At 64.8% G+C, this 12,696-nt stretch carries 14 protein-coding genes; 4 read left to right on the top strand and 10 right to left on the bottom strand.

Annotation, left to right across the window (positions count from 1 at the left end; genetic code table 11):
• Positions 1-60: 60 nt before the first annotated feature.
• Complete coding sequence (locus BLV18_RS13195; RefSeq protein WP_049858759.1) at positions 61-1,059, top strand: sulfate ABC transporter substrate-binding protein; 999 nt, start codon at positions 61-63, stop codon at positions 1,057-1,059.
• Positions 1,060-1,228: 169 nt separating this feature from the next.
• Positions 1,229-3,247, top strand: a complete 2,019-nt coding sequence (locus BLV18_RS13200) for an acyltransferase family protein (protein ID WP_090359145.1) — start codon at positions 1,229-1,231, stop codon at positions 3,245-3,247.
• Between the two features lie 17 nt (positions 3,248-3,264).
• Here the strand turns inward: BLV18_RS13200 and BLV18_RS13205 are convergent, their stop codons facing one another.
• The 10 genes from BLV18_RS13205 to ccmA all read right to left on the bottom strand — a co-directional run bounded on the left by BLV18_RS13205 (position 3,265) and on the right by ccmA (position 10,608).
• The gene (locus tag BLV18_RS13205; RefSeq protein WP_090359146.1) at positions 3,265-3,669 is read right to left on the bottom strand and encodes a hypothetical protein; all 405 of its coding nucleotides are present in this window, start codon (positions 3,667-3,669) and stop codon (positions 3,265-3,267) included.
• A 9-nt stretch (positions 3,670-3,678) separates the two neighbouring features.
• Complete coding sequence (gene ccmI / locus BLV18_RS13210) at positions 3,679-4,878, bottom strand: c-type cytochrome biogenesis protein CcmI (protein ID WP_090359148.1); 1,200 nt, start codon at positions 4,876-4,878, stop codon at positions 3,679-3,681.
• Positions 4,875-5,360, bottom strand: a complete 486-nt coding sequence (locus BLV18_RS13215; RefSeq protein WP_090359150.1) for a cytochrome c-type biogenesis protein — start codon at positions 5,358-5,360, stop codon at positions 4,875-4,877. Before BLV18_RS13215 ends, ccmI begins: the two co-directional genes overlap by 4 nt.
• The gene (locus tag BLV18_RS13220; RefSeq protein ID WP_090359154.1) at positions 5,357-5,893 is read right to left on the bottom strand and encodes a DsbE family thiol:disulfide interchange protein; all 537 of its coding nucleotides are present in this window, start codon (positions 5,891-5,893) and stop codon (positions 5,357-5,359) included. Before BLV18_RS13220 ends, BLV18_RS13215 begins: the two co-directional genes overlap by 4 nt.
• Positions 5,890-7,860, bottom strand: a complete 1,971-nt coding sequence (locus BLV18_RS13225) for a heme lyase CcmF/NrfE family subunit (RefSeq protein ID WP_167375984.1) — start codon at positions 7,858-7,860, stop codon at positions 5,890-5,892. The genes BLV18_RS13220 and BLV18_RS13225 overlap by 4 nt, the downstream gene beginning before the upstream one ends.
• Positions 7,861-7,871: 11 nt before the next feature.
• Entirely contained in the window at positions 7,872-8,315 is a 444-nt protein-coding gene (gene ccmE / locus BLV18_RS13230; RefSeq protein WP_090359158.1) for a cytochrome c maturation protein CcmE, read from the bottom strand.
• Positions 8,312-8,488 (bottom strand): heme exporter protein CcmD, encoded by a 177-nt coding sequence (gene ccmD / locus BLV18_RS13235; protein WP_056843526.1) that lies wholly within the window; start codon positions 8,486-8,488, stop codon positions 8,312-8,314. Before ccmD ends, ccmE begins: the two co-directional genes overlap by 4 nt.
• Positions 8,485-9,249 carry a heme ABC transporter permease gene (locus BLV18_RS13240; protein WP_208598887.1) on the bottom strand — a complete coding sequence of 255 codons (765 nt, stop codon included), beginning with the start codon at positions 9,247-9,249 and terminating at the stop codon, positions 8,485-8,487. Before BLV18_RS13240 ends, ccmD begins: the two co-directional genes overlap by 4 nt.
• Positions 9,250-9,310: 61 nt before the next feature.
• A complete protein-coding gene (ccmB, locus tag BLV18_RS13245) occupies positions 9,311-9,979 on the bottom strand; it encodes a heme exporter protein CcmB (RefSeq protein WP_090359160.1) in 669 nt (222 codons plus the stop codon).
• Positions 9,976-10,608, bottom strand: a complete 633-nt coding sequence (gene ccmA / locus BLV18_RS13250; RefSeq protein WP_090359162.1) for a cytochrome c biogenesis heme-transporting ATPase CcmA — start codon at positions 10,606-10,608, stop codon at positions 9,976-9,978. The genes ccmB and ccmA overlap by 4 nt, the downstream gene beginning before the upstream one ends.
• A gap of 170 nt (positions 10,609-10,778) precedes the next feature.
• Here ccmA and fliK point away from each other — a divergent pair, with 170 nt between their 5' ends.
• Positions 10,779-12,344, top strand: a complete 1,566-nt coding sequence (gene fliK, locus BLV18_RS13255; protein ID WP_090359164.1) for a flagellar hook-length control protein FliK — start codon at positions 10,779-10,781, stop codon at positions 12,342-12,344.
• Positions 12,341-12,661, top strand: a complete 321-nt coding sequence (locus BLV18_RS13260; protein ID WP_090359166.1) for an EscU/YscU/HrcU family type III secretion system export apparatus switch protein — start codon at positions 12,341-12,343, stop codon at positions 12,659-12,661. The genes fliK and BLV18_RS13260 overlap by 4 nt, the downstream gene beginning before the upstream one ends.
• Positions 12,662-12,696 lie beyond the last annotated feature (35 nt).

Consider the following 12,696-nt stretch of genomic DNA (forward strand, 5'->3'; position numbering starts at 1 on the left):
GGCCACGGGGCGCAGGCATAATGCCGCCTATTTCCAAGAACGCTCGAAGAGGGAACTGCAGTGAAAAAATTGATCGGTGCCTCGCTGTTGGCGGCAGGCTTGAGCCTGACCGGCCTGGCCCAGGCCGCACCCAGCCTGCTCAACGTCTCGTATGATGTGATGCGCGACTTCTACAAGGACTACAACAGTGCGTTCCAGAAGCATTGGCAAGCCGAACACAACGAAGCCATCACCGTGCAGATGTCTTTCGGTGGTTCGAGCAAGCAGGCGCGTTCGGTCATCGACGGCCTGCCGGCAGACGTCATCACCATGAACATGGCCACCGACATCAATGCCTTGGCTGACAATGGCAAGCTGGTGCCCGACGACTGGGTCACGCGCCTGCCGAACAACAGCGCACCGTTCACCTCGGCGACCGTGTTCATCGTACGCAAGGGCAACCCAAAGGCGCTGAAGGACTGGCCTGATCTGCTCAAGGATGGCGTGCAGGTTATCGTCCCCAACCCCAAGACCTCCGGCAACGGCCGCTACACCTACCTGTCGGCCTGGGGCTATGTGCTCAAGAACGGTGGCGATGAAAACAAGGCCCGCGACTTCGTCGGCAAGCTGTTCAAGCAGGCACCGGTCCTGGACACCGGCGGTCGCGGCGCGACCACCACGTTCATGACCAACCAGATCGGCGATGTGCTGATCACCTTCGAGAACGAAGCCGAAATGATCGCCCGCGAGTTCGGCCGCGACCAGTTCGAAGTGGTCTACCCCAGCGTTTCAGCCGAGGCGGAGCCACCCGTCAGTGTGGTCGACAAGGTCGTCGACAAAAAGGGCACGCGTGCCGCGGCCGACGAATACCTGAAGTACCTGTGGTCGCCGGAAGGCCAGGAAATCGCGGCCAACAACTACCTGCGCCCACGTGATCCTGCAGTGCTGGCCAAGTACACCGATCGCTTCCCGAAAGTCGAATTCCTCTCGGTGGAGAAAACCTTCGGCGACTGGCGCAGCGTGCAGAAGACCCACTTCAATGACGGTGGCGTGTTCGACCAGATCTACACCGGCCAGTAAACGATCGCTCCACCGCTGGACAGCGTTGCAGGCTTGGGGTAAAACCTCGCCTGTAACGCCCTGCCTTTCGCTTCTCCCCCCTTCTCTTTCCTACGTCCAACGTTCGGCGGTAGCCTGCCCGATGGTTTTTCATCGCGCGCGCTCCAGCGTTGGCGCGAGTTCGACCATCATGAGCACATCATCGGATGCCGTACTGAAATATCGCCCGGAAATCGACGGCCTGCGCTCGCTTGCCGTGCTGCCGGTGATTCTGTTTCATGCCGGCTTCAGCCTGTTTTCCGGCGGATTCGTGGGGGTCGACGTGTTCTTCGTGATCTCCGGTTATCTGATCACCTCGATCATCCTGGCGGAAATGACCAAAGGTGATTTCTCCCTGCTGCGCTTCTACGAGCGTCGGGCCCGACGGATTCTGCCGGCGCTGTTCGTGATGTTGCTGGTCTGTCTGCCCATGGCGTGGCTATGGCTGGACCCGCCGGACCTCAAGGCGTTCAGCAAGAGCCTGGCGGCAGTGCCGCTGTTTTCCTCGAATCTGCTGTTCTGGCGCGAAAGCGGCTATTTCGATGCCGCCGCCGAGATGAAACCTCTGCTGCATACCTGGACATTGGCGGTGGAAGAGCAGTACTACGTGCTGTTCCCACTGCTGCTGATAGCCGGCTGGCGGCTGGGCCGTCGCGCGATCGTGGCACTGTTGGCCGTGCTGGCCCTGGCGAGCCTAGTCCTGGCCGAACACGGCGCCCGTGCGGAATCGGTGGCCGCGTTCTACCTCCTGCACGCCCGCGCCTGGGAGCTGCTGATCGGCGCCTTCATCGCCTTCTACTTCACCTGGCGACCACGCTCGGTCGAGCCTTGCCTGCAAGCGCAGATGGGCAGCCTGCTGGGCGTGGCCATGATCGGCTATGGCGTGCTGGCGTTCGACCACGCCACGCCGTTTCCCGGTGTGAATGCCTTGTTGCCGACGCTAGGCGCGGCGCTGGTGATCGTTTTCGCTCATCCGGGCAACGTCGTCGGCCAGGTGTTGGCCAGCCGCCCGTTGGTAGGCATTGGCCTGATCAGCTACAGCGCCTATCTGTGGCATCAACCGTTGTTCGCCTTCGCCCGCAACAACAGCCTGGTGGCGCCCAGCTCGCTGACCATGCTGGGCTTGAGCGGGCTGTCGCTGGTGTTGGCCTGGCTGAGCTGGCGCTTCGTCGAACGTGGCTTTCGTGACCGGCATAGCGTTCCCGCTGCGCGCTTGTGGCGTTGCAGCGCAGGCGCTTCGGCGCTGTTCGTCGTGCTCGGCATTACCGGGTTCACGCAGCAGGGCTTCACCGAGCGTTTCGACGTGGACCCCAGCATCATGACCGCCTTCGAAGACCCACATATCCGCGATGCCTGCGACACGAACTATGACGGCAAGGGCTGGGGCATGGACTTCTGCCTGTTCGGTGCCGATCGCCAGCGGCAGGCTGCGGACGTGGCGGTGTTCGGCGACAGCCATGCCGAAGCCCTGTTGCCGGCGTTCGATACCGCAGGCAAGCGGTACGACCGGCGCATCGCTCACATTGGCATGGGTGGCTGCCCGCCGTTGCTGGGTGTCGACGTGGCGGTGGGCAACTATTCGCCAGGGGCGTGTCCGGCGTTGGCCCAGCGCGAGTACGACTATGTGAAGGCCCATGGCATCAAGACGGTGGTGCTGGTTTCACGCTGGACGCTGTACACCGATGGCGATTACGACCAGAACCGCATGAGCGGCTATTTCCTGGTGGATCAAGCCAGCCAGGCGCGCACCCGCGAGGCCTCGCGCGCGGTATTCGAAAAAGCCCTGGAACGGACCATCGATGCCTACCGAGCGTTGGGCGCACAGGTCTACGTGGTGGCTCAGGCGCCGCAACAGCAGACCAGTCCGAAGCAGCTCTACTATCGTCTGGCGCGCGACAAGGGGGACGATGCCGAACACACGCAACGGCTGCTCGACCGGCTGTCCGTGCCCTACGCGAAACACCTGCAGTTCCAGCACTACACACGCTCATTGTTCGCCGCCGACAGCGCGCGCGAACGGATTCGCCTGGTCAACCTCGATGAAGCGCTGTGCAGCCCGCAGACGTGCCTGATCGGTGACAGTGGGTCGTGGTACAAGGACCACGACCACTTGAGTGCCCGCGGGGTCGAGCGGGTGGCGAGCCTGGTGGGTCAGATCATGCAGAACTGACTCGCGCCTGCCGTGCTTCAGGGATGTTTGCGCCCCAAGCCAGCCGGCACGCCGGTGGTGTCAGTCGCTTCCCATGGGCCTTTGGGACTGGTGGCCCAGCTCCAGCCGTCGTTCCAGCGGTAGTAGGTGCGCTGGCGATAGTAGGTGTCGGGCTGATCTTCAAGCACGTACACACCCAGGCTTGGGTCCCAATGACTGGCACCGCCCGGGGGCGGAGCGAAACTGGCCGAGGTCCGCGGCATCGGCTTGGGTGCGGGTGGCGTGGGCGTCGCAGGTGGGGCTGGAGTGGGCGCGGTGCTCGGTCCTGTCGGTGGCAGGGTCTGCACCGGTGGCTGCGGCGCAGGTTCGGACGGGCGCTGCACGGCGCAGGCGCTCATGCCCAGGGCCAGGCTGATCACGGCCATTCGAGCTAAACGGTTCATGGCATCTCTCTACAGGTCAGGGCTGTCGATCATCAATTGCTGCACGGCGGCGCTGTCGCTGGCGATCGGCGCACCTCGCGCCAGCCATTCGCCCTGCGTGGGCTGGCCGGCCCTGGATATCCGGGCGATGAGTTGGACTTCGGGAAAGTTAGACAGTTTCAGCTGCGGCATCATCGCATCGCTGTCCGCCAGTTCGACTTGGGCCGGCAGGTCGGCGACCGTCAGGCGCTTGACCGCCAGTGGCATGGGCGGCCCGGACACCGCGCGGGCAAAGACGAACACGCTGTCGCCCGGCTGGACCCTGGCCACCACGGCGGGTGCCAGGGCTACCTGCACCTTCAATACGGCGCGTGCCGGAGCGGGCTCGGCGACAGGCAACTTGCCAGCGGCGGCCAGTTGGCCGCGGGCACGTTCGATTCCACCCTGCAATGCCGTGCGTGCGGGGTCTCTGTCCGGAAGCGTGGCCAGCAGGCGCTCCCAGTAAGCGATGGCCTTGTCGAAATCGCGCCCTTCGAACGCGACGATACCGAGCAAGCCCAGACTGGTGGCTTCCTTCGGATCACCCAGCAGGGCTTCGTCAGTGAGTGCCTGGATCTGCTCGGACCATTTCTTGCCTGCAGCGAAATACAGCGCTTGCGCCCACTGCCCCAGCACCTCTGGCTGACGACCGCTGAGTTTTGCGGCGCGCTCGAACAAGTCCGCCGCCTGCGCCGGCCGGTTCTGCGCCATGTAGGTCCGACCCAGGATGTACACCCCCTCCACCGCCTCCGGCTGCATCTGCACCGCCTGTTCCAGGCGCGCCGTCATCTGAGCGATGGACGTGGGCGGTACGGCGAACTCGCGGCTCAACTCGACCTGGTCGCTGGCGCCATAGTGCAGGTACACCACGAGCCCCAGCACCGGCACCAGAATCGCAGCCACCAGCGGTATCGAGCGGCCCAGACGGGTGTCAGCGAGCACTTCCCCGCCCTCGGTATCGGCCAGCAACTCGCGGGCGGCTTCGGCCTGGCCGCTTTCCAATTGCGCGGCCGTCAAGACGCCTGCAGCCTGTTGCGTATTCAGTTCGGCCAGGCGCTCTTGATACAGCGCCACGTTGAGGGCGGTGCGGTCCTGCTCGGGCTGGTTGCGACGGGCACGCAGCAACGGTACCAGCAAAAAACCCAGGGCGAGCAGCAGCAACAGGCCGGCAGCGAGCCAGAAATCGATCATGGGCGGTCTTCATCCAACGGTTTTTGGGCGAGCAACGCGGCCAAACGGGCGCGTTCGGCAGGGTCGAGATCCCGCGGGCTGGTAGCGGGTTGCCTGCGCCGACGTCGCAAGGTCAGCGCGATCACACCCACGCCGACCACCAACAAAACCGCCGGGCCGAACCAGAGCAATCCGGTACGCGCGGTCAGCGCTGGCTTGTAACGAACGAACTCACCGTAGCGATCGACCATGAACTCTATGATCTGCCCGTCATCCTTGCCCTCGGTCAACAGCCGATGGATCTCGCGGCGCAGGTCACTGGCGATGGGCGCATTGGAATCGGCGATGTCCTGGTTCTGGCATTTGGGGCAGCGCAGTTGCTGGGTCAATTGGTGAAAGCGCTCGCGCATCTGGTCGTTGGCGAACTGATAGGTATCGATGGCAGCCCGTGCCACGCCGGACAGGCTCAACAGCAGTATCGACAGCAGCAGCCAGCGCTTCATGGCCGAGCCTCGTCGAGCAGCGCCTGGTACAACGGCGCCAGTTGCTCGCGCCAAACGGTCTGGTCGATGACCCCGACCCACTTGTGGCGAATCACGCCCCTGGCGTCGATAAGGAACGTCTCCGGTGCGCCGTACACACCCAGGTTCAAGCCCAGGCTGCCGTCCTTGTCGTTGATGTCCAGCGTGTAGGGATTGTGATAATCGGCCAGCCAGCGCCGTGCTGCCACGTTGTCATCCTTGTAGTTGATGCCATAGATCAGCACGCCCTGCTCGGCCAGCGTGTTGAGCACGGGATGTTCGACGCGGCAGGCCACGCACCACGTCCCCCAGACATTGACCAAGGCCGGCTTGCCCAGCAGATCGGCTCGAGTCAGCCTTCGTTGGCCCTGAGTGTCAGGCAGGCTGAACTCGGGAAACGGCTTGCCGATCAGGGCCGACGGCAACTGCGCAGGGTCAAGATAGAGCCCGCGGTAGAGCAGCACGGCCAGCACCAGGAAAGCCCCCAGCGGCACCGCCAACAGCCAACGCTTCATGCCACGGCCCCTTTGCCCAATACGTCACGCACACGCGCCTTGACCTTGATGCGATAGCGCCGGTCCAGTGCGGCGAGGAAGCCGCCCAGCCCGGTCATCAACCCACCCAGCCAGATCCAGCGCACGAATGGCTTGACGTGGATCCGCACCGCCCACGCGCCGTTTTCCAGCGGTTCGCCCAGCGCGACATAGAGGTCGCGGGTGAAGCCGGCATCGATGCCGGCCTCGGTCATCACCGATTGCTGCACGCTGTACAAGCGTTTTTCCGGATGCAGCAGGCTGACTTGCACGCCATTGCGCAGGACTTGAACACTGCCCCGCTGGGCGCTGAAATTCGGCCCCCGGTAAGGCTCGGCGCCCTGGAAGATGAACTGATAGCCACCCAGATCGACCGCATCGCCCGGCGCCATGCGCAGATCGCGTTGGGCACTGTTGTGGCTCGACAACACCACGCCCAGGGCACAGACGGCTATGCCCAAGTGAGCCAGCTGCATGCCCCAGTAGCTGCGCGGCAAGCCGGCAATGCCGCGGGGCAGGCCCTTGTGACGGGTCTTGTCGTGCAGGTCGCGCACGCCGGCCAGCACCACCCAGGCCGCCAGGGCGAACGTGCTCAGCACCGGCCAGGCGAAATCTCTCAGGCACCAGGCGGCCAGCGGCGCCAGCACGGCGCTGCCGAGCAGTACCGGCACCAGCATGCGACGCAGCCAGGCGGTCGGCGTGTGTTTCCAGCGCACCAGCACGCCAACGGCCATGGCCAGCATCAGCAACGCCATGAGGGGCACGAACAGCGCATTGAAATACGGTGGACCGACCGACAGCTTGGCGCCGGTCAGGGCATCCAGCGCCAGCGGGTACAGGGTGCCCAGCAGAATCATCGAAGCGGCCACCACCAGGATCAGGTTGTTACCCAGCAGCAGGGTCTCCCGCGACCACAGGCCGAAGCCCACGTGGCTCTTGACCACCGGCGCGCGCAGCGCGAACAGCGTCAATGATCCGCCCACCACGAACAGCAGGAAGATCAGAATGAACACGCCACGGGTCGGATCCGAGGCGAACGCATGCACCGAGGTCAACACGCCCGAGCGCACCAGGAATGTGCCCAGCAGGCTCAGGGAAAACGCGGCAATGGCCAACAGCACCGTCCAACTCTTGAACACGCCGCGCTTCTCGGTGACCGCCAGGGAATGGATCAGCGCAGTGCCGACCAGCCAGGGCATGAACGAGGCATTTTCCACCGGGTCCCAGAACCACCAGCCGCCCCAGCCCAGTTCGTAGTACGCCCACCACGAACCCAGGGTGATGCCAATGCCCAGAAAGCTCCAGGCCACCATGGTCCAGGGGCGCGACCAACGGGCCCAGGCAGCGTCCAGCTTGCCGCCCAGCAGCGCGGCGATGGCAAAGGCGAAGGCGACCGAAAAACCCACGTAGCCCATGTACAGCATCGGCGGATGGACGATCAGACCAATGTCCTGCAGCAACGGGTTGAGGTCGCGACCGTTGGCCGGAATCTGCGGCAGCACGCGGGTAAAGGGGTTGGAGGTGAGAATCAGGAACAACAGGAAGCCGACGCTGATCATGCCCATCACTGCCAGCACCCGCGCCAGCATGACCTGGGGCAACTGCCGCGAGCGGATCGACACGGCGAAGGTCCAGCCGCCCAGGATCAGCGCCCACAGCAGCAAGGAGCCCTCGTGGGCACCCCATACGGCGCTGAACTTGTAGTACCAGGGCAATGCGCTGTTGGAGTTTTCGGCCACGTAGCGCACGGAAAAATCGTCGCTCAGAAAGCTTGCGGCCAAGCACGCGAACGCCAGTACCAGGAAGGTGAACTGGCCCCACGCGGCCGGCCGTGCCAGGCTCATCCACAGTCGATCACCGCGCCATGCGCCCACCAAGGGCACGCTGGCCTGGACCAGGGCCAGACACAGCGCCAGGATCATCGCCAAGTGGCCCAACTCGGGCACCAGCAGAGCGCCGATCATTGTGAAGCTCCCATTCGGCCGGAATCCTTCAAAGCCTTGGTGACCTCCGGTGGCATGTATTTTTCATCGTGCTTGGCCAACACCTCGTTTGCTTCCACAACGCCGTCGGCGTTCAAGGTGCCCAGGGCGACGATGCCCTGCCCTTCGCGAAACAGATCGGGAAGGATCCCGCGGTAGGTGATCGTGACGCTGTGCTGGAAGTCGGTGACCACGAAGCGCACATCCAGCGAGTCGCCGGAGCGTTGCAGCGAGCCCTTTTCGACCATGCCACCGGCGCGAATGCGCGTGCCCGTCGGCGCCTCGCCATTGGCGATCTGCGTTGGCGTGTAGAACAGGTTGATGTTCTGCTGCAATGCGCCAAGGGCCAGTCCGACGGCCAGGGCGACGCCGGCCACCAGGGCGAGGATCAGCGTCAGGCGTTTGCGCCGTTGCGGTTTCACGGTCGGCCCTCCCGGCGCAGGCGTCGCGCCTCTTGTTGCAGATAGCGTCGCCGGGCCAGCAGCGGCCCGACCACGTTGACGATCAGTACCAGCAGGCACAGGCCATAGGCCGACCAGACGTAGACACCATGGCGCCCCATGCTCAGAAACTCGGCGAACGAGGTGAAGCTCATGGCCCGACCCTCGGTTTCAGTTCACCGGCCAGGTATTCCTGAACCCAGCGGCTGCGAGCCTCGCGCCGGAGCACTTCCAGACGCATGCGCAGCAGCAGTACCGCACCGAAGAAACAATAGAAACCCAGGACCGTGAACAACAGCGGCAGCCACATCTGCGCGGGCATCGCCGGTTTTTCGGTCAGGCTGAAGGTGGCGCCCTGGTGCAGGGTGTTCCACCACTGCACCGAGTACTTGATGATCGGAATGTTGACCACGCCGACGATGGCCAGCACTGCGCAGGCCTTGGCCGCGTTTTCGCGATTGCCGATGGCCTGGCCCAGGGCAATGAGCCCCAGGTAGAGAAACAGCAGGATCAGCATGGACGTCAGGCGCGCATCCCAGACCCACCAACTGCCCCAGGTCGGCTTGCCCCAGATGGCGCCGGTGGCCAGCGCCAGCACGGTCATCCAGGCGCCCACGGGCGCGGCGCATTGCAGTGCGACGTCGGCAATCTTCATCTTCCAGACCAACCCGACCACACCGGCCAGGGCCATCATCACGTAGCAGGACTGGGCAAGCATGGCCGCGGGCACGTGGATGTAGATGATGCGAAAGCTGTTGCCCTGCTGATAATCCGGCGGAGCGAAGGCCAGGCCCCACACCACACCGGCACCGATGAGCAACGCCGCCGCCAGGCCCAGCCAGGGCAGCAAGCGCCCGCTCAGGGCATGGAACGCCTTGGGCGAGCCGAGCTTGTGAAACCACGTCCAGTTCATCACCTTGTTCTTCATGACCCCGTATTCAAAAGCATGAGCCGGTCGCACACCCGGCCTCGTCCGTTCATTCGCCGACACTGATCTTGAGCCCGGCCGCGATCGCGAAGGGCGCCAGTGTCACGGCCAGTGCCGTCAGGCTGCCCAGCCACAACAGGTAGCCAGCGGTCGGCAACTGCTGCAAGGACGCCTGCAGCGCGCCACTGCCCAGAATCAGCACTGGGATGTACAGCGGCAGCGTCAGCAAGGCCAACAGCAGGCCGCCGCGCTTGAGCCCAACGGTCAGCGCAGCTCCCACCGCGCCCAGCAGGCTGAGCACCGGCGTGCCGAGCAGCAACGAGGCCAGCAGCACCGGCAGGCAGCGTTCAGGCAAGCCGAGCATCAGGGCCAGCAGCGGTGAAACCAGCACCAGCGCCAGCCCGGAGAACGCCCAGTGCACCAGCACCTTGGCCAGCACCAGCACTGGCAATGGGTGTTCGGACAGCACCCATTGCTCGAGCGAGCCGTCTTCCAGATCACTGCGAAACAACCCGTCGAGCGACAGCAGCACCGCCAGCAACGCGGCCACCCACACCAGGCCTGGGGAAAGACTTTGCAGCAGCTGCATCTGCGGCCCCACGGCCAGCGGGAACAGCGCAACCACGATGGCGAAAAACACCAGAGGATTGGCCAGCTCTGCGGGTCGCCGACACAGCAGTCGCGCCTCGCGCTTGAGCAACAGGACGAAGACACTCATGCCGCGTTCGCACCCAGTTCCAGTCGCCGGTAGCGATTCGGCGTCTGCCCCAGCACATGGTGTGTGGTCAGCACCACCATGCCGCCTCGCTCGCAGTGATCGACCAGGTGCTGCTCGACCTGCTCGACCGCCTGCGCATCGAGCGCGGTGAAGGGCTCGTCGAGAATCCATAACGGCGGGCCGGGCAGATACAGACGGGCCAACGCCACGCGGCGCTGCTGACCCGCCGAAAGCATACGGCACGGCACGTCTTCGAAGCCGCGCAGACCGATGGCGGCCAAAGCCTTCCAGATGTGCTCGCGGCTGGCTGGCGTATGCAGCGCGCAAAGCCAGGCGAGGTTTTCCTCGGGGCTGAGGGCATCCTTGATACCCGTCGCATGGCCGATCCACAGCAGCTGACCGCCACGCTCGCTGCGCTGCGCGTGCAGCGCCGGGCTGGCAAAGACGACCTGCCCATCGGCGGGCTGCATCAGCCCGGCCAGCACGCGCAGCAGACTGGTCTTGCCACAGCCGTTGGGTCCGCACACCTGGAGCATGTCACCCGCAGCCACCTGGACCTGCAGATGCTCGAACAGCAGGCGCCCATCGCGGTCGCAGGCAAGATCGGTGGCGTACAGGTATGGGGTCAAGAATCCGCCTCATCGGGTTCGGTCGCAGGTTACGGCACCGTGCCGCACTCAAGTTTCGCAGGGCAAGGCCGCTATACTCCCATGGCGCTGTGTAGCAGAGCCGGCCGCCGTGGCCGCGCATTATACATGCGCAGTCTCTGCCCAAGGGCGTAACCGACACAGGTTTCATCATGCCTGACCTGATCAGCAACCTCGCCGCGCTTCCCACCGCCAGCGGTGCCGCGCGCGTCAGTGCGTCGAACACCGAGACGGTGAAGATCACCCAGCCCCTGGACAGCCTGCTGGCCCTGGGCGAGACGGTCGATGCCGAAGTGGTTTCGGTCAAGGCCGGCGCGCAGGATTTCCAGTTGCTGCTACGCCTGAGCCTGGCCGGCGGCGGCGTGGCGACGATCACCGCCAGCAGTCTGCAGCCGGTGCCGCAAGGCACTGCATTGCTGGTGTCGCACCTGGCCGGGGGCGCAGCACTGGTCACCACCCAGGAGCGCGGCAATGGCGCACCGGTGACCCTGACACGCATCGACACCCAGGCCCTGCCAGTCGGCACGCTGTTGCAGGGCAAGGTCAGCAGCAGCCAGACGCTGCCTCAGATCGCCGGGCAACCGGCGGTGTACAAAGCCATGGTGACCCTGCTCAACACTGCCCAGGCCGGCAACATTCTGGCCATCGAGAGCCCTCAGCCGCTGCGCCTGGGCAGTCTGCTCAGCGCCCAGGTGATGAGTGACCAGAGCCTGAATTTCGTGCCCTTGAGCGGGCGCATGGACCAGTTGGCCGTGGCCCAGCAACTGGGGGCCCAGCAAGCCCGGCAGGGTTCGCTCGACAGCCTGCTGAGCCTGGTGCAGAACCTGAGCCAAAACCCCGATATGGCGCCGCCGACCCGCGCCGGCCTGGAACGCCTGCTGGCCAGCCTGCCGGACGTGCAGCAGATGGCCGATCCGAAAACAGTCGCCCAGGCCGTGGTCGCCAGCGGCGCCTTTCTGGAAGCCAATCTGCTCAACGGACAACCGGCCCCCGATCTCAAGTCGGCGCTGTTGCGCCTGATGGCGCAGATCGCGCCCGGCACGTTGCCCAATCCGGCGGCGCAACCGGCGGTGGCGGCCAATGTCCTCGCTCAGGTCTTGCCGGGCCGGGTGCGCAATGCCCTGAATGCCTGGGGGCAGGTCAGCGAAAAGACCGTGCCGGTGAGCTTCCCCCTGCCCGCCCGTACTGCACAGAAAGGCGAAGGCGAAGACGACCTCGAACACCTGTTGCGCCTGGCCGGTGCAGCGGTGGCTCGGCTGCAGAGCCATCAGCTTGCCGGCCTGGAGCAAACCGGACGCACCCCCGAAGGGGCCACACAGACCACCTGGCAACTTGAGATTCCCATGCGCCACCTGCACGAGTTCATCCCGCTGCAGGTCAAGGTGCAACGCGAAGACCCGCCACCGGATCAGCAGCCCCCTGACAAGAACGAGTCCAGGCCGGCCCAGGAGAAGATCTGGCGGCTGGACCTGGCCTTCGATCTGGACACCCTGGGCCCGCTTCAGGTGCAGGCGCAATTGGCCCACGGCAGCCTGTCCAGCCAACTGTGGGCGCAGCGTCCGGCTACCGCCCTGCTGATCGAGAACCAATTGGACAATTTGCGCCAGCGTCTGCAAGCCACAGGCTTGAACGTGGCTGATCTGCAATGCCATCAGGGCAGCGCACCGCAAGGTGCACGGACGCGACTGGAGCAACGCTGGGTGGACGAAACCGCATGAGCGAACGAGCCCCGCGCCAAGCCATCGCCCTGCGCTACGACGGCCAGAAGGCCCCTACCCTTACCGCCAAGGGCGACGATGAGCTGGCCGAAGCGATCCTGGCGATGGCCCGCGACTATGAAGTGCCGGTCTACGAGAATGCCGAGCTGGTGAAGATGCTGGCACGCATGGAACTGGGCGACAGCATCCCCCACGAGTTGTATCTGACCATCGCAGAGATCATCGCCTTCGCCTGGCACCTGCAAGGCAAGACCCCCGCAGGGTTCGAGCTGGCACCCGCGCCCGTGGAACGCGACATCACCCCCAAAGCCCCGTAGATCCTGGGCTGCGGGCCCCACACGGATCGATGACT

This window comes from Pseudomonas coleopterorum (assembly GCF_900105555.1).
In the GTDB taxonomy this organism is placed as follows: domain Bacteria; phylum Pseudomonadota; class Gammaproteobacteria; order Pseudomonadales; family Pseudomonadaceae; genus Aquipseudomonas; species Aquipseudomonas coleopterorum.

Bases quoted from the DNA above. Each gene is read 5' to 3' on its own strand.
- BLV18_RS13200 (WP_090359145.1), top strand. From the start codon at position 1,229: ATGAGCACATCATCGGATGCCGTACTGAAATATCGCCCGGAAATCGAC.
- BLV18_RS13205 (WP_090359146.1), bottom strand. From the start codon at position 3,669: ATGAACCGTTTAGCTCGAATGGCCGTGATCAGCCTGGCCCTGGGCATG.
- ccmI (WP_090359148.1), bottom strand. From the start codon at position 4,878: ATGATCGATTTCTGGCTCGCTGCCGGCCTGTTGCTGCTGCTCGCCCTG.
- BLV18_RS13215 (WP_090359150.1), bottom strand. From the start codon at position 5,360: ATGAAGCGCTGGCTGCTGCTGTCGATACTGCTGTTGAGCCTGTCCGGC.
- BLV18_RS13220 (WP_090359154.1), bottom strand. From the start codon at position 5,893: ATGAAGCGTTGGCTGTTGGCGGTGCCGCTGGGGGCTTTCCTGGTGCTG.
- ccmD (WP_056843526.1), bottom strand. From the start codon at position 8,488: ATGAGCTTCACCTCGTTCGCCGAGTTTCTGAGCATGGGGCGCCATGGT.
- ccmB (WP_090359160.1), bottom strand. From the start codon at position 9,979: ATGAGTGTCTTCGTCCTGTTGCTCAAGCGCGAGGCGCGACTGCTGTGT.
- fliK (WP_090359164.1), top strand. From the start codon at position 10,779: ATGCCTGACCTGATCAGCAACCTCGCCGCGCTTCCCACCGCCAGCGGT.
- BLV18_RS13260 (WP_090359166.1), top strand. From the start codon at position 12,341: ATGAGCGAACGAGCCCCGCGCCAAGCCATCGCCCTGCGCTACGACGGC.